15 protein-coding genes are annotated in these 15,103 nt (G+C 69.7%); 3 read left to right on the forward strand and 12 right to left on the reverse strand.

Annotated features, from left to right (window positions below; translation table 11 throughout):
* Positions 1-49: 49 nt before the first annotated feature.
* The 4 genes from ACFC1J_RS02885 to ACFC1J_RS02900 form a co-directional block, all read right to left on the reverse strand.
* Positions 50-241 (reverse strand): hypothetical protein, encoded by a 192-nt coding sequence (locus ACFC1J_RS02885; RefSeq protein WP_045273054.1) that lies wholly within the window; start codon positions 239-241, stop codon positions 50-52.
* Between the two features lie 140 nt (positions 242-381).
* The gene (gene rpsD / locus ACFC1J_RS02890; RefSeq protein WP_052680324.1) at positions 382-1,011 is read right to left on the reverse strand and encodes a 30S ribosomal protein S4; all 630 of its coding nucleotides are present in this window, start codon (positions 1,009-1,011) and stop codon (positions 382-384) included.
* A gap of 158 nt (positions 1,012-1,169) precedes the next feature.
* Positions 1,170-2,471, reverse strand: a complete 1,302-nt coding sequence (locus ACFC1J_RS02895) for an acyltransferase (protein ID WP_375902286.1) — start codon at positions 2,469-2,471, stop codon at positions 1,170-1,172.
* 5 nt (positions 2,472-2,476) lie between these two features.
* Positions 2,477-3,814, reverse strand: coding sequence for a replication-associated recombination protein A (locus tag ACFC1J_RS02900; RefSeq protein ID WP_375902287.1), 1,338 nt, complete (start codon positions 3,812-3,814; stop codon positions 2,477-2,479).
* Between the two features lie 121 nt (positions 3,815-3,935).
* Here ACFC1J_RS02900 and ACFC1J_RS02905 point away from each other — a divergent pair, with 121 nt between their 5' ends.
* The 3 genes from ACFC1J_RS02905 to ACFC1J_RS02915 all read left to right on the forward strand — a co-directional run bounded on the left by ACFC1J_RS02905 (position 3,936) and on the right by ACFC1J_RS02915 (position 6,581).
* Positions 3,936-4,235, forward strand: coding sequence for a hypothetical protein (locus ACFC1J_RS02905; protein ID WP_375902289.1), 300 nt, complete (start codon positions 3,936-3,938; stop codon positions 4,233-4,235).
* Positions 4,236-4,322: 87 nt separating this feature from the next.
* Positions 4,323-5,927 carry a DUF349 domain-containing protein gene (locus ACFC1J_RS02910; protein ID WP_375902290.1) on the forward strand — a complete coding sequence of 535 codons (1,605 nt, stop codon included), beginning with the start codon at positions 4,323-4,325 and terminating at the stop codon, positions 5,925-5,927.
* A 90-nt stretch (positions 5,928-6,017) separates the two neighbouring features.
* Positions 6,018-6,581 carry a type IV toxin-antitoxin system AbiEi family antitoxin gene (locus tag ACFC1J_RS02915; protein WP_375902292.1) on the forward strand — a complete coding sequence of 188 codons (564 nt, stop codon included), beginning with the start codon at positions 6,018-6,020 and terminating at the stop codon, positions 6,579-6,581.
* A 14-nt stretch (positions 6,582-6,595) separates the two neighbouring features.
* Here the strand turns inward: ACFC1J_RS02915 and ACFC1J_RS02920 are convergent, their stop codons facing one another.
* The 8 genes from ACFC1J_RS02920 to ACFC1J_RS02955 all read right to left on the reverse strand — a co-directional run bounded on the left by ACFC1J_RS02920 (position 6,596) and on the right by ACFC1J_RS02955 (position 15,099).
* The gene (locus ACFC1J_RS02920) at positions 6,596-8,857 is read right to left on the reverse strand and encodes a RelA/SpoT family protein (RefSeq protein ID WP_375902294.1); all 2,262 of its coding nucleotides are present in this window, start codon (positions 8,855-8,857) and stop codon (positions 6,596-6,598) included.
* A gap of 57 nt (positions 8,858-8,914) precedes the next feature.
* Complete coding sequence (gene secF, locus ACFC1J_RS02925; protein ID WP_375902295.1) at positions 8,915-9,916, reverse strand: protein translocase subunit SecF; 1,002 nt, start codon at positions 9,914-9,916, stop codon at positions 8,915-8,917.
* Complete coding sequence (secD, locus tag ACFC1J_RS02930; RefSeq protein ID WP_375902297.1) at positions 9,916-11,643, reverse strand: protein translocase subunit SecD; 1,728 nt, start codon at positions 11,641-11,643, stop codon at positions 9,916-9,918. Before secD ends, secF begins: the two co-directional genes overlap by 1 nt.
* A 69-nt stretch (positions 11,644-11,712) precedes the next feature.
* Positions 11,713-12,162, reverse strand: a complete 450-nt coding sequence (gene yajC, locus ACFC1J_RS02935; protein ID WP_375902299.1) for a preprotein translocase subunit YajC — start codon at positions 12,160-12,162, stop codon at positions 11,713-11,715.
* Between the two features lie 75 nt (positions 12,163-12,237).
* Positions 12,238-13,266, reverse strand: a complete 1,029-nt coding sequence (gene ruvB / locus ACFC1J_RS02940; RefSeq protein ID WP_375902301.1) for a Holliday junction branch migration DNA helicase RuvB — start codon at positions 13,264-13,266, stop codon at positions 12,238-12,240.
* Positions 13,259-13,876 (reverse strand): Holliday junction branch migration protein RuvA, encoded by a 618-nt coding sequence (gene ruvA, locus ACFC1J_RS02945; RefSeq protein WP_375902303.1) that lies wholly within the window; start codon positions 13,874-13,876, stop codon positions 13,259-13,261. The genes ruvB and ruvA overlap by 8 nt, the downstream gene beginning before the upstream one ends.
* 9 nt (positions 13,877-13,885) lie before the next feature.
* On the reverse strand, positions 13,886-14,473 hold the full coding sequence (ruvC, locus tag ACFC1J_RS02950; protein WP_375902305.1) for a crossover junction endodeoxyribonuclease RuvC: 588 nt from the start codon (positions 14,471-14,473) through the stop codon (positions 13,886-13,888).
* A complete protein-coding gene (locus ACFC1J_RS02955) occupies positions 14,470-15,099 on the reverse strand; it encodes a GrpB family protein (RefSeq protein WP_375902307.1) in 630 nt (209 codons plus the stop codon). Before ACFC1J_RS02955 ends, ruvC begins: the two co-directional genes overlap by 4 nt.
* Positions 15,100-15,103 lie beyond the last annotated feature (4 nt).

The following is a 15,103-nucleotide window of genomic DNA, read 5'->3' on the forward strand; positions in this document are numbered from 1 at the left end:
TGCTGTCAGGGCGCGCCGAAGCGCGGAATCGGGAGAGGGCGGATCCGCGTCAGTCCGCGGGGCCGTCCTGAGTGAGGCGGGCCTCCTGCGCGTGGAACGCGTCGGCGAGGATCCCGGTGAATTCGTTGATCCGGTCGTCGACGGCCGCCAGCACGTCGTGTCCGCGCGGATCCTTGTTCAGGAAGTGCGCGGCGACGAAGCCGCCGATCACGCCGATGAGGAACCACAGCAGGGTCTTCATGTCATCACCTCCGGTTCGGGTCGCACGTCACAACGGTCTCCATCGTATGCGCAAACGCGAAGGAGGCGCCGGGGATGCCCCCGACGCCTCCTCGGCGTGTTCTCGGAGTTCGCTGAACTCCGAGGGCAGAGTCGCTGGACTCAGCGCGCGGCGTAGTACTCGACGACCAGCTGCACGTCACAGGTCACGGGGACCTCGGCGCGCTTCGGACGACGGACCAGACGGGCCTCCAGCTTGTCGAGCTCGACCTCGAGGTAACCCGGAACCGGGGGCAGCACCTCGGCGTGACCGCCGGCAGCCGCCACCTGGAAGGGCTCGAGGCCCTCGCTCTTGGGCTTGACGTGGATGAGCTGACCCGGCTTCACGCGGAAGGACGGGCGGTCGACGAGCTGGCCGTCGACGAGGATGTGACGGTGCACGACGAGCTGACGCGCCTGCGCGGTGGTACGCGCGAAACCGGCGCGGACGACGAGCGCGTCCAGACGCATCTCGAGCTGCTCGACGAGGTTCTCACCGGTCAGGCCGTCCTTGCGACGGGCCTCGTTGAACTGGATGACCAGCTGCTTCTCGCGGATGCCGTACTGCTCGCGAAGACGCTGCTTCTCGCGCAGGCGGACGGCGTAGTCGCTGTCCTGCTTGCGCTTGGTGCGGCCGTGCTCACCCGGAGCGTAGGGACGCTTCTCGAGGTACTTGGCAGCCTTCGGGGTGAGGGGGATGCCGAGGGCACGGGACAGACGGACCTTACGGCGGTCCTGGGACTTCGTAACCACGAAGTGTTCCTTTCGATACGCGGCCGTGTCGTTCACGGCTCGCGGACGTATCGTCTCGATTCCGCCCCTCACGAGCGCACGCCGGGGCGGACGAGAGGGTGGTGCAGGAGTGGAGAGATGCCCGAAAACACGGTTTCGAGCCGGTCCATGCTATCAGATCAGGCCTGAGCGCCCGTCGCGGTGCGGTCGGACAGCGCCGGCGCCGCGTCGAACGGAGCACGGCGTGCGGGGCCTCCGGCGGTGAGCCACGCGATCGCCGCGGCGAGCAGGACGATCGCCACGCCCGTACCGGGAGTGAGATAGCCCTGCGTGAGCACCCAGCCCACGCTCACCACGAGTGCCACAGCGCAGACCAGCGCCGCCCACAGGGGCATCCGCCGGGCGCGCTCCTCGGGCCAGAGCCGTTCCAGACGCGGCACGACGAGGCAGAGCAGGGCGATCACCGCGACGATGGCGAGCACCCAGGGGATCCGCGTGATCCACCACGCCGTGGTGAGCACAGGCGGGAAGGGCAGCCCGAGCGCCAGCTGCACCCCGACCACGACGGCCATCGCCACGGTGTGCCACAGGTAGATCACCATCCCGAACATGCCGAGCGCCCCGATCCCGATGAGCACCGGCCGCTGTCGCATGGCCGCGCGGATCGCGGGCTGCAGCAGTGTGAACAGATACACCTGTGCCAGACCGAGCAGCAGAAGCAGCACGGTCGGCGGGTTCAGGTTCGCGATCATGTCCGGGTCGTAACCCATGCCGAGCACAGCGACCGCCATGAGGGCGTATGCCGTCAGGGCGAGCACGAGCAGCAGCCAGCGCGGACGGCGCGAGTACCACTGATCCCTGACTCCGAATCCGAGCTGCTGCACGAAGAGCCACACGAAAAGCCAGTTCAGCGCGCCGACAGGCACGTGCAGGTACCGGTCCACCAGATCGACCGCGACCGCGAGACCCGCGAGCGTGAAGTACGTCGCCCACGCGGCACGGCGGTGCAGTGCCGCCATCAGCGGAACGAACGAGGTGCAGATCGCGTACACCGCGATGAACCAGAGCGGTTCGGCCAGGCGGAACGCGAACGTGCGCAGGAACTCCGGATCCGCTCCGCACAGCGCGAGGATGCCCATCGCGGCCAGCACGCCGAGCATCGCGAAGAGCACGGGGCGCGCAAGCCGCAGCATCCTGGCGCGGATGTACTCGGCGGCCGTTCCCCCCGCTCCGTGCACGCGCCGCCACGTGGTGATCCCCGCGAAGCCGCCGGCGATGAAGAACGTGGGCATGATCATGCCCACCCAGGTGATGGCCGTCAGCGGCTTCCATTCCGCGAGGGCGTTGAAGGCGCGCAACGGGTCACCGGCGATGCCCATCTGCAGCGCGTGCAGCAGCACCACGACCGGCAGGCAGATCGCGCGCACGAAGTCGATCGAGAGGTCGCGGTCGGGTGGGATCCGCGGGATCGCTCGTGACATGGTGTCTATCCCTCCCCCAGGATCCTCCTGATGCGATCCAGACGCGCCTGGACCTCGCGCTCTCCGCCGAGCGCCTTGGGCAGATAGTAGCGTCGCCCCTGCAATTCATCGGGGAGGTACTGCTGCGGCACGATCCCCGCGTCGTTGTCATGCGGGTAGCGGTAGCCCTTGCCGTGTCCGAGGCGCTTGGCCCCCGGGTAGTGCGCGTCGCGCAGATGCACCGGCACCCGGCCGAACCCGCCCGCGCGGACGTCGGCGATGGCCGCGTCGATCGCCAGATACGCCGCGTTGGACTTCGCCGTGGTCGCGAGATACACGGTCGCCTCGGCGAGCGGGATCCGCCCCTCCGGCATCCCGATGAAGGCGACGGCGTCGGCCGCGGCGACGGCGATCACGAGCGCCTGAGGATCGGCGAGGCCGATGTCCTCCGACGCGGAGATCACGAGGCGCCGTGCGATGAAGCGCGGGTCCTCTCCCGCCTCGATCATGCGGGCGAGGTAGTGCACGGCCGCGTCGACGTCGGATCCTCGGATCGACTTGATGAACGCGCTGATGACGTCGTAGTGCTCGTCGCCCTGGCGGTCGTACCGCAGCAGCGCACGATCCACCGCCTGCGCGACGTCGTCGTCCGTGACGGTCGGCGTCTCGTCCTCGGTCAGGCGGTCCGGCGAGGCCACGACCGCCGCGGCGGCCTCGAGGCCGGTGAGCGCCCGGCGCGCGTCGCCCGACGCGAGCCGGATCAACGCCGTGCGGGCGGGGTCGTCCAGGGCGACGCGCCCGTTGAGCCCCCGCGGGTCCGCCACTGCTCGGTCGATCAGGACACCGATGTCCTCATCGGTGAGGGTCTTCAGGGTGAGCAGAAGCGACCGGGACAGCAGCGGGGAGATCACCGAGAAGGACGGGTTCTCCGTGGTGGCGGCGATCAGGATGACCCAGCCGTTCTCGACCCCCGGCAGCAGCGCGTCCTGCTGCGCCTTGGTGAAGCGGTGGATCTCGTCGAGGAACAGGATCGTCGATTGGCCGTAGAGGTCGCGCTGGTTCAGCGCCTCCTGCATGACCTCGCGCACGTCCTTCACGCCGGCCGTGATCGCGGACAGCTCCACGAAGCGCCGCCCCGACGAGCGGGCGATCGCCTGCGCGAGGGTGGTCTTGCCCGTCCCAGGAGGCCCCCAGAGGATCATCGACACGCTCGACGCGGTCTTCGCCGCCGGGTCCGCGAGGGTCACGATCGGCGATCCGGGGCGGAGCAGATGCTGCTGCCCCGCGACCTCGTCGAGAGAGATCGGACGCATCCGCACGGCGAGCGGCGTCTGGCCGCTCATCAGCGGAGCTGCAGGAGTCATGCGGTCAAGGCTAACGGCGCGCGCCGACAGTGCGACGCGCGGTGCGCACTCGACCTCCCGCATTGCGCGGGGAGCCGAGGCTCTCGCGATAGGCTCGGTCCTCGACATCCAGGGAGGATCCATGGCCGCTCGCCGCCCGTCGAACGCCCGCGACCAGCGCGCCCGTGTCCAGCAGGAACGCGCCCGCCTGCATGCCGCTCGCCAGGATCTGCACGCCGGGAGCGTCCGGCGCAGGGTGCGCGACAACACCATCGCGGTCGTCGCCGGAGCCGTCATCGTGATCGGTGCGATCGTGAGTCAGGTCGTGCATGCGGAAGCCACCGCACCTGCCCCGTCCCCCTCTCCGACGATCAGCCCGGCCGACGTGCCGAGCTCCGCACCCACCCCTGCGCCGACGGCGACGGAGACCCCGGCCGGCTGACCCCCGTCCCTCTCGTGCGCCGGTCCGGCGTACTAGGCTGGCCCTGTCCTTTCCGCCTCCCGCGGCACGCCGCGCAAGGAGTTCACCGTGTCTACCGAAGAGCACACCCCCGATAACCCGACCGACGCCTCGCAGCCCGACATCGAGAACGCCACGACGCCCGTCGCCGACGCGCCCGAGATCGTCGCAGCGGAGGCCGTCGAGTCCGCCGCAGCCGAGGTCGCACCTGCGGAGCAGCCCGACTCCCCCGCCGAGGAAGCGGCTGCGTCTGCTGACGTCGCGGCCGCGCCTGCCGAGGTCACCGCGCCCGAGTCGGCACCGGTTGCCGAGGAGAAGCCGGCCGCCGCCCCTGCGCCGCGTCCGTCTGTGATGCCCCGGCCGCCGGCCATGCCGCGTCCGCCGGCATCCGCGATCCGCCCCGCTGTGCCTGCCGCGCCCGTCGCTCCCGCTCCGGTGAGCACGAGCGACGCCGCCGAGTGGGGACGCGTCACCGAGGACGGAACCGTGTCGGTGCGCGAGGGCGGGGAATGGCGTGAGGTCGGGCAGTACCCCGATGGCACCCCTGCCGAGGCGCTCGCCTACTTCGTCCGCAAGTTCGAGGACATCGCCTTCAAGGTGAACACTCTCGAGCAGCGCGTGCAGGCCGGTGGTTCCGGCGCCACGGATCTCGCCAAGCAGGCGCAGCACCTGGTGGAAGAGATCACCGGCGCCGCGGCGGTCGGCGACCTCGCGAACCTGCGCACACGCCTCGACGCGCTGACCGCCTCGCTCGCCGACGCCTCTGCTGCGGAGGCCGTCGAGGCCAAGGCCGCCGTCGACGCCGCGATCGCCGAGCGCACCGCCCTGGTGGAGCGCTCCGAAGCCATCGCCGCGCAAGACCTCTCCTCCGTGCAGTGGAAGCAGATCACCGAAGAGATGGGCGCGTTGTTCGACGCGTGGCAGAGCCACCAGCAGAACGGCCCCCGTCTGCCGAAGGGCGCAGCGAACCAGCTCTGGAAGCGATTCCGCGACGCGCGCGCCACGGTGGATCGCCAGCGCCGCGCGTTCTATGCCGAGCTCGACGAGACCCACAAGGCGGCCCGCGATCGCAAGTCGCGTCTGGTCGAGCGCGCGGAGGCTCTGGCGCCCAAGGGCGTGGACGGGATCCCCGCCTACCGCGGTCTGCTCGACGAGTGGAAGGCCGCCGGCCGTGCAGGACGCAAGGCCGATGACGCGTTGTGGGCCCGGTTCAAGGCTGCGGGCGATGCACTCTACTCGGCGCGTGCCGAGCAGGCGGCGGCGACCGAGGCGGAGTCCGCTCCCCGCATCGAGGAGCGCACCGCGCTGCTCGCGGAGGCCAAGGCCGTCGCCGACGAGGCCAACCTCACCAAGGCCCGCGCGCTGCTCACCCGCATCCAGCGCCAGTGGGATGACGTCGGACGGATCTTCCCGCGCGAGAAGGAGCGCGCGCTGGACGACCGTCTGCGCGTCATCGAGCAGGAGCTCAAGTCGCGCGAGGACGTCGACTGGAAGCGCAACAACCCCGAGACGAAGGCCCGCGCCGGCGCGATGAGCGAGCAGCTCCAGCAGGCCATCGCCAAGCTCGAGGCGGAGCGCGACGCGGCAGAGAAGTCCGGGAACGCCAAGGCCCTCAAGGAGGCGACCGAAGCCCTCGAGGCCCGTCGCGCCTGGCTGAACGCGCTCGACGGCTGAGCACGCACGCACGCCGACGGACGTCGGAGTTGTCCACAGGGCGGGGATCTTCGGATCCCCGCCCTGCGGCGTCTGCCCCACACTGAAAGGATGCGCAACGCCTTCCTGCACGTCCCCGGGGATCGGCTGTCCCTCGCGGAGCTCACGGCGGCGCGCCTGGACGGTGACGTCGTCGGGCTCGGCGAGGCCTTCGCCCCGGCGGATCTCGTGGAGACCGCCGTGCTGCGCGCCTCTTCGCTGACCTCGCTCATCGCCGGGATGCGCGATGCCGCGTTCGCCGGGATGAGCGCCGCCTGGATCCACGGCGCCGGCGACGCCGCGCCGGAGCCGCATGAGCTGCAGAGCGCCTCAGGCCGACGACTGCGTGCTCCCGCGACGCGCCGGATCATCGTGCACGATCCGATCCTGGATCCTGCGGACATGCAGCGCCTCGGCGGCGTCGCCGTGACGACCCCGGAGCGCACCCTCATCGACCTGCTGCGCTGGCCGGTGACGCTGCCGGAGCGGCATGACTGGGCGCGGCTGCTGGTGGAGGCGGATCCGCCTCTCATCGGGCGCGCTGCCGCGCGCGTGGCCGACATGCGACATGGACCCGGCTATCGCCGCATCGCACGGTTCCTCGCCGCCCATGGGGCGGATCCGTCGGCCTCCTGACCGGCGATCGCTGCTCAGGAGGACGTGACGCGGTAGACGTCGTAGACGGCGTCGATCCTGCGCACCGCGTTCAGCACGCGGTCCAGGTGCACCGTGTCGCCCATCTCGAAGACGAACCGGCTCAGTGCCAGACGGTCGTTGGTGGTCTGCACGGTCGCGGACAGGATGTTCACGTGGTGCTCGCTGAGCACCCGCGTGACGTCCGACAGCAGGCCGGAACGGTCCAGCGCCTCGACCTGGATCTGCACGAGGAAGATGCTGCGCGCGGTCGGCGCCCACTCCACGTCCACCATGCGTTCCTTCTCGACCGACAGGGCCTTGACGTTCACACAGTCCGAGCGGTGCACGGACACGCCGCTCCCCCGGGTCACGAAGCCGACGATCTCGTCGCCCGGCACCGGTGTGCAGCACTTCGCGAGCTTCACGAGGATGTCTGCGGCGCCGCGGACCAGCACACCGGAGTCGCCCTCGCGCGGGGCGCGGCTGCGCCCGTGGGCGGGGAGGTCGATCGCGCCGGTCGACGTGTCCTCCGTCGTGGAGATGAGTGCGGTGACCTTCTCCAGCACGGACTGCGTGGACACGTGTCCCTCGCCGACCGCCGCGTACAGCGCCGAGACGTCCTCGTAGCGCAGCTGCTGCGCGACTTCGGCGAAGGAGTCCTGGTTCATCAGGCGCTGCAGCGGGAGGTTCTGCCGGCGCATGGCGCGCGCGATGGCCTCCTTGCCCTGCTCGATCGCCTCCTCGCGGCGCTCCTTCGTGAACCACCCGCGGATCTTGTTGCGCGCCCGGGTGCTCTTGACGAACGTCAGCCAGTCCTGGCTGGGGCCGGCATCGGGGTTCTTCGAGGTGAACACCTCGACCACGTCGCCGCTGTTCAGGGCGGTCTCCAGCGGCACGAGCCGACCGTTGACCTTGGCGCCCATCGTCCTGTGACCGATCTCCGTGTGCACCGCATAGGCGAAGTCCACAGGCGTCGCGCCGGACGGCAACCCGATCACCCGGCCCTTGGGCGTGAAGACGTAGACCTCCTTCGCGCCGATCTCGAAGCGCAGCGAGTCGAGGAACTCGCTGGGGTCGGCGGTCTCCGCCTGCCAGTCCGAGATGTGCGCGAGCCAGGTCATGTCGGCGTCGGCCGTGGAGCCCTTGCCCCCGCCGTTCATCCGCTCCTTGTACATCCAGTGCGCGGCCACGCCGAACTCGGCCTGCTGGTGCATCTCGTGCGTGCGGATCTGGATCTCGACGGTGCGGCCGCCGGGACCGATCACGGTGGTGTGCAGCGACTGGTAGAGGTTGAACTTCGGGGTCGCGATGTAGTCCTTGAACCTGCCGGGCAGCGGCGTCCAGCGCGCGTGGATGGCGCCCAGCACCGCGTAGCAGTCGCGGACCGTGCCGACCAGCACGCGGATCCCGATGAGGTCGTAGATGTCGTCGAACTCGCGTCCGCGCACGACCATCTTCTGGTAGACGGAGTACAGCTGCTTCGGTCGACCCGCGACCTTGCCGCGCACGCGCAGGTCGCGCAGGTCGCTCTCGACCGCGTCCACCACCTCGCGGATGTACTTCTCCCGCTGCGGCGTGCGCTGCTTGATGAGGCTGTCGATCTCGGCGTAGATCTTCGGGTGCAGCACCGCGAAGGACAGATCCTCGAGCTCCGACTTGATGGCCTGGATTCCGAGGCGATGCGCGAGCGGTGCGTAGATCTCGAGGGTCTCGGTGGCCTTCTTCGCGGCCTTCTCGGGCGGAACGAAGCCCCAGGTGCGGGCGTTGTGCAGGCGGTCCGCGAGCTTGATGATCAGCACGCGGATGTCCTTCGACATCGCGACGATCATCTTGCGGACGGTCTCGGCCTGGGCGCTGTCGCCGTACTTGACCTTGTCGAGCTTGGTGACGCCGTCCACGAGCATGGCGACCTCGTCGCCGAACGTCGCGGTCAGCTCGGTCAGCGCGTAGCCGGTGTCCTCGACCGTGTCGTGCAGCAGCGCGGCCGCGATCGCGCGCGGCCCGAGCCCGAGATCGGCCAGGATCTGCGCGACCGCGAGCGGGTGCGTGATGTACGGCTCGCCGCTCTGGCGCTTCTGCCCCTCGTGCTTCTCCGCTGCGACCGCATAGGCGCGCTCGATGATCGCGAGGTCGCCGCGCGGGTGATTCTGCCGAACCGTGCGGATGAGGTTGTCGAGATCGTTGATCCGAGGAGCGCGCGAGAAGATCCGGGGCACGAGCCTGCGCAGGCTCGATCCCTGTGCCGGCGCCCCAGGCGTCGTCCCGACCTCGCTCATCCGACCTCCCGGCAGATCATCCTACAAGCGCCCGGAACGGCAGGACGCATCGGCGGGTCAGACCTCCACCGCGCTGACGGTGGCGCGGTCCCGCGCTGCGAGAACGCGCTTGTCGTGCTCGCGGATCCCCGACTCGTTCTCCCGGAAGAGGGAGTACAGCGGCGCGGCGACGAACAGCGTGGAGTACGCGGCGACGATGATGCCCACGAAGATCGACAGGGAGATGTCGGTCAGCGTCTGCGCCCCGAGCCAGAAGGCGCCGATGAACAGGATCGCGCCGACCGGCAGCGCCGCGATGACGGCGGTGTTGATCGACCGGATCAGGGTCTGGTTGACCGCGAGGTTCACGGCTTCGCCGAACGTGCGGGAGGACTTGGTGCCCTCCTCGCTCGTGTTCTCCCGGATCTTGTCGAACACGACCGTCGTGTCGTAGAGCGAGTAGGCGAGGATCGTCAGGAAGCCGATGACGGCCGCCGGGGAGATCTCGAAGCCCGCCAGGGCGTACACGCCGACCGTGATCACGAGCACGTCGAGGAGGCCGAGGATCGAGGCCGCCGACATCTTCCAGGTGCGGAAGTAGATGGCGAGGATGAGGAAGGTCAGCGCGAGGAAGATCGCGAGGCCCCACAGCGACTGCCGGGTCACGCCCTCTCCCCAGCTCGGGCCGATGAACGACGTGTTCACCTTGTCGTCCGCCACGCCGTAGGCCTTCGCGAGAGCGGCGGCCACATCGTGGCTCTGCTGCTCGTCCTTGAGCTGGGCCGTCTGCACGCGGATGTCGCGGTTGTTGACGGTGGTCACCTTGGTGGTGACGTTGGGCAGCACCGAGCGCACGGCGGTCGTCGCCGTGTCCTGGTTGCGATCGGCTGGGGCCTCGACGGTGAACTGCGAGCCGCCGGTGAACTCGATCGAGAACTGCACCGGACGGAACAGCGGCACGAGGGCCGATCCCACCACGAGCAGGATCGCGATGATGAACCAGACCCGCCGCCTGCCGACGAAGGGGAAGGAGGTCTTGCCGGAGTAGAGGTCGTTGCCGAGCTCGTTCATGGAGCGCATCAGTCGTTCTCTCCGTTCCGGCTCGCGCCCTGGTCCGCGGAGGCGAGGGACTCCGCGCGCTTTCGTTCGGCGATGGTCTGGCGCCGCTCCGCCTCACCGCGGGAGCGGCCGGCGCGGGCCGCCTTGCCCTGGGATGCAGGGGCCACCGCACGGTACTCGGTGCGACCGCGGTAGACGGCGCCGAGCGCCTCGGGGTCCATGCCCGACAGCGGGTGGCCGCTGCCGAAGAAGCGCGTACGGGCGAGGATCTGCATCACCGGGTGCGTGAACACCACGAAGATCAGCACGTCGATGATGGTGGTCAGACCCAGCGTGAACGCGAAGCCCTTCACGGTCGCGTCGGCGAGGATGTACAGCACCACGGCGGCGAGGATGTTGATCGACTTGGAGATGTAGATCGTGCGCTTGGCACGGCTCCAGCCGTCCTCCACCGCCCCGGTGATGGACTTGCCGTCGCGCAGCTCGTCCCTTATTCGTTCGAAGTAGACGATGAACGAGTCGGCCGTGAATCCGATCGACACGATCAGGCCGGCGACGCCGGCGAGGGAGAGGCGGAAGCCCATCCGCCAGCCCAGGATGCAGATGAGCACGTAGGTGATGACGGCCATCACCGCGATCGACGCGATGATCACGAAACCGAGCGCGCGGTAGCTGAGCAGCGAGTAGACGGCGACGAGGCCGAGGCCGATGAGCCCGGCGATGAGGCCGATCTGCAGCTGCTGGGATCCGAGCGTCGCCGAGATGGTGTCAGAGCTCTGCACGGTGAAGCTCAGCGGCAGCGCACCGAACTTGAGCTGGTCGGCGAGGCTCTTGGCCGTCTCCTGCGTGAACGATCCGCTGATGGAGGGACGTCCGTCGAGGATCACGCCGTTCATGGTCGGCGCGGAGATGACGGACCCGTCCAGCACGAAGGCGAACTGGTTGCGCGGCGTCTGGTTCTGCTGGGTGAAGGCGTAGAGGCGCTGGCTGACCTTGCCGAACGCGTCGGTGCCCTTGCCGTCGAAGGTCAGGTTCACCTCCCACTGCGCGTTCTGCTGGTTCAGGCCGGCGGTCGCGTCCTTGATCGACGTGCCGTCCAGCTCCACGGGACCGAGCAGGTACTTGGCCTGGCCGCTGCTGTCGCAGGCGATGAGCGGCTGATCCGCCGGCAGCTTGGCGGCATCGCGCTTGGTCGTGCAGTCGTACGAGAGGAACTCCGCCTGCAGCTTCGGCGTCGCCCAGGACATGTCGCTGCCGTCGGTCGGCGACGGCGACGGCGTGGACGCGAGGTCCGGCGCCGGCGTGGGGTACGGCGTCGACTTGCCGTCGTCGCCCACGAAGGACGTCGACGGGGCCGTGGCCGCCAGGACGGCGCGCAGCTCCATCTTGGCGCTCGCCTGGATCCGGTTGCGCGTGGCCTCGTCCGCCTTGCCGGCGATCTGGACGACGATGTTGCGGCCGCCCTCGGTGGTGATGTCGGACTCCCCGACTCCCGACGCGTCCACGCGCTGACGGATGATCTGCGCCGCCTGAGTGAGCTGCTCGGCGTTCGGATCCTTGCCGTCAGCGGTCTGCGCGCTGAGGATGATCTGCGTGCCGCCCTGCAGGTCCAGAGCCAGCTGAGGCTCCCAGGAGCTCTTGCCGAAGCCGTACACGCCGAGCGCGTTCAGGCCGAACAGCACGCCGATGGCGATGAGCAGGCCGAGCAGGACCCGCCAGGCGTGCTTGACGGGAGAAGACGATGCCACGAAGGTTCTTCGCTTTCTGAGGGGGACGGTCTGTCCGGAGGGACGGTCGTGCGCCGAGCGCGGACCGCGTCAGTTCTTGTCGTCGGCTTCGCGCTCCAGGCGCGCGCGGGTCTCCTCGGCCGACTCGATGCGGATGTCCTTGGCGCGCTCATCGAGCGGCGTCTGCGCATCCAGCGGGGTCTGCTCGTCGAGCGGCGTGTGCGTGTCCTCGACGGCGGGCGCGTTCTGCTCGTCGTTGACGATGCGCAGGATCGCCTGCGAGTGCACCTCGATGACCACGCCGGGCGCGATCTCGACGCGCGCGGGACGGTCCAGGTTCTCGGGGTCGAACTCGACGATCGTGCCGTAGAGGCCGCCCTGGAGCAGCACCTTGGCGCCGGGGACGGTCTCGGTGGCCTTCTTCTCCTGCTCCTCCTTCATGCGCTTGTTGCGCCGACGGGTGGAGAACACCATGAAGACGAGCAGGATGGCCAGGACGAAGAACAGACCGTACTGCGAGAAGAAGGTCGCGAGATTCATGCGAAGAGGTGCCTTTCGGGGCGCGCGCCGGCGGTGGGAGCGCAGAAGGGTGGGGACAGTCGAAGTCTCCAGCGATTATAGGTCATCGAACAACGCGGCCCCCTCGGGGTGCGCGACACCGAGATGCGCGTACGCCTCGGGCATCGCGACGCGCCCCCGGGGCGTGCGGCCAAGGAAGCCGATCCGCACGAGATACGGCTCTACGACGCTTTCGATCGTGTCCGCCTCCTCGCCCACCGAGACGGCGAGGGTGCTGAGGCCCACAGGGCCCCCGCGGAAGCGGCGGACGATCGCATCCAGCACCGCGCGGTCCAGGCGATCCAGGCCGATCCGGTCGACGTCGTAGAGCTCCAGGGCCGCTTTCACGTCCTCGACGGAGGCCGAAGATCCTCCGCCGTGCACGAGCGCGTAGTCGCGCACGCGCCGGAGCAGGCGGTTGGCGATGCGAGGGGTGCCGCGCGAACGCCGCCCGATCTCCGCGCGCGCCACGGCCGGCACGCCGACCCCGAGGACGATGGCGGAGCGCTCGACGACCCGCTCGAGCTCGTCCGCTTCGTAGTACTCCAGATGCGCGGTGAAGCCGAAGCGGTCCCGCAGCGGATTCGGCAGCAGTCCCGAGCGCGTCGTGGCGCCCACGAGCGTGAAAGGGGCGAGCTCGAGCGGGATGCTCGTCGCCCCGGCGCCCTTGCCGACCATGATGTCGATGCGGAAGTCCTCCATCGCGAGGTACAGCATCTCTTCCGCAGAACGCGCCATCCGGTGGATCTCGTCGATGAACAGCACCTCCCCCGGGGTCAGGCTCGACAGTAGCGCGGCGAGGTCGCCGGCGTGCTGGATAGCGGGGCCGCTCGACATGCGCAGCGGCCGCCCGCTCTCGTGTGCGACGATCATCGCCAGCGTCGTCTTGCCGAGTCCCGGAGGGCCGGACAGCAGGATGTGGTCGGCAGGGCGGTCCTGGATCCTCGCCGCTTCGAGCAGCAGCTTCATCTGTCCGCGCACCTTGTGCTGACCGACGAACTCGCTCAGGCTCGTCGGACGCAGCGCCCCCTCGATCGCGAGCTCGACCTCATCGATGGCCTCGCCGGAATCGTGGAACTCAACCACGGGCGGCTCCGCCCTGGGCCGGTCCGAGAGTCGCGAGGGTGCGGCGCAGCAGGAGCGCGACGGATCCGCGTTCGGTCTCGCTCGCCTCGGTGGTGCTCCGCTCGGCGGCTTCGGCGGCGACGCGCTCGGACCAGCCGAGTCCGATGAGCGCCGCGATCAGCTGGGTGCTGATCTCGTCGGGGATCGATGCCGCCGAGGGCGCCGCAGCCGGAGCGTGCAGCTTGCCCGTGAGCTGGACCACGATGAGCTTGGCCGTCTTCGGCCCGATCCCGGAGACGCGGCGGAACGGCGCATCGTCGTCCGCCGCGACGGCGGTGGCGATCTGATCGACGGAGAGGTGCGAGAGCACGCCCAGTGCGGACTTCGGCCCCACCCCCGTGACGGAGATCAGGTGCCCGAAGACCTCGAGTTCGGCGGCATCAGCGAAACCGTAGAGCGACAGGGCGTCCTCGCGCACGATCAGCGACGTGTGCAGACGCAGTTCCTGCCCGACCCGGGCGGTGTGCGCGACGTCACCGGGCACGGCGACAGAGAAGCCGACTCCTCCGACCTCGACGATGACGGAATCCGTGGTCGCGGACAGCACGGTGCCACGCAGGGAGGAGATCATGAAAGCAGTCTACGCACGTGCTCGTATGTATGTTCGAGCGACACGCTCTGCGTCGGCCCAGGCCTTCTGCGCCGGAGTCTGCGCCTCGCTTCCGCCCGCTCCACCGGCCACTCCCGACCCGCGCCACGCGTGGCACAGCGCGATCGCGAGGGCGTCGGCCGCGTCGGCGGGCTGCGGCGGTGCGTCGAGCCGCAGGATGCGCGCGATCATCGCCTGCACCTGCTTCTTGTCCGCGGAGCCGTAGCCGGTCACCGCCGCCTTGACCTCGCTCGGCGTGTGCGTGGCTGCGGGGAGCCCGTGCTCGGCGGCGATGAGCAGCGCGACGCCACTGGCCTGCGCCGTCCCCATGACGGTGTGCGTGTTCTGCTGGGCGAAGACGCGCTCCACGGCCACCGCATCCGGTTCGTGCTCCGCGATCACCGCGCGGATCCCCGCCGCGACCGCCGCAAGCCGCTCCCCGATCGGAGCGTCCGGCGGCGTGCGGATCACACCGACGTGCACGAGCGTGCCGCGGCGCATCGGATCGACGTCGACGACGCCGACGCCGCAGCGCGTGAGGCCGGGGTCGATGCCCAGAACCCGCCGTACTCCCGTCATCCCTCCAGGCTAGGCGCGGTTGCGCCGCGCGGCGCCGAGGCGCGCGGCCAGCCCATCGCCGACTGCGCGCGATCCATGAACGCGCTCTTGGCCCTGGTGTAGTCGTCGTAGTCGGCCGCGCCGGCGTTCTCCTCCGCGAGGTGCCGCTTCAGTTCCTCGTACTCCGCTCTGGCCGCAGGAACCGCACGCAGCCAGTCACGGAAGGAGACCACGAAGTCGGCGAACGGCGAGTCGGCGCGGCGGATGTGCAGGATGAGCCCTCGCAAGGATCCGTTCCGGTCGAGCTCTCGGAAGTAGAGCAGCTTCTCGTGGTGGCGCGGATCGGAACCGGGGCGCGGAATGTCGACGTCGACTCCTGGAGAATCGGGCCGGGATCCGCGCGCCCTCTCGATCATGAGCGGACCGAGCGCCGAACCGACCACGCCTTCCTCGGGGATCGCGGGCACGAGGACCTGGAGGTCCAGATACGGCTTGGCCGCCAGCCCCGGTACCGCGGTCGAGCCGATGTGCGCGAACTCCGTCGCAGGGATTCCGGACTGCACGAAGGCGTCGCGGATCCGCAGGATCCAGCGGGAAGCGAACGATGGCCACGCCGGATCGTACGGGACGATCTCCGGCGCGGCCATCGAG

It is taken from the genome of Microbacterium sp. NPDC056052, assembly GCF_042266785.1.
Taxonomy (GTDB): Bacteria; Actinomycetota; Actinomycetes; order Actinomycetales; family Microbacteriaceae; genus Microbacterium.

Bases quoted from the DNA above. Each gene is read 5' to 3' on its own strand.
- ACFC1J_RS02885 (WP_045273054.1), bottom strand. From the start codon at position 241: ATGAAGACCCTGCTGTGGTTCCTCATCGGCGTGATCGGCGGCTTCGTC.
- ACFC1J_RS02895 (WP_375902286.1), bottom strand. From the start codon at position 2,471: ATGTCACGAGCGATCCCGCGGATCCCACCCGACCGCGACCTCTCGATC.
- ACFC1J_RS02900 (WP_375902287.1), bottom strand. From the start codon at position 3,814: ATGACTCCTGCAGCTCCGCTGATGAGCGGCCAGACGCCGCTCGCCGTG.
- ACFC1J_RS02905 (WP_375902289.1), top strand. From the start codon at position 3,936: ATGGCCGCTCGCCGCCCGTCGAACGCCCGCGACCAGCGCGCCCGTGTC.
- ACFC1J_RS02915 (WP_375902292.1), top strand. From the start codon at position 6,018: ATGCGCAACGCCTTCCTGCACGTCCCCGGGGATCGGCTGTCCCTCGCG.
- ACFC1J_RS02920 (WP_375902294.1), bottom strand. From the start codon at position 8,857: ATGAGCGAGGTCGGGACGACGCCTGGGGCGCCGGCACAGGGATCGAGC.
- secF (WP_375902295.1), bottom strand. From the start codon at position 9,916: ATGCGCTCCATGAACGAGCTCGGCAACGACCTCTACTCCGGCAAGACC.
- yajC (WP_375902299.1), bottom strand. From the start codon at position 12,162: ATGAATCTCGCGACCTTCTTCTCGCAGTACGGTCTGTTCTTCGTCCTG.
- ruvA (WP_375902303.1), bottom strand. From the start codon at position 13,876: ATGATCTCCTCCCTGCGTGGCACCGTGCTGTCCGCGACCACGGATTCC.
- ruvC (WP_375902305.1), bottom strand. From the start codon at position 14,473: ATGACGGGAGTACGGCGGGTTCTGGGCATCGACCCCGGCCTCACGCGC.
- ACFC1J_RS02955 (WP_375902307.1), bottom strand. From the start codon at position 15,099: ATGGCCGCGCCGGAGATCGTCCCGTACGATCCGGCGTGGCCATCGTTC.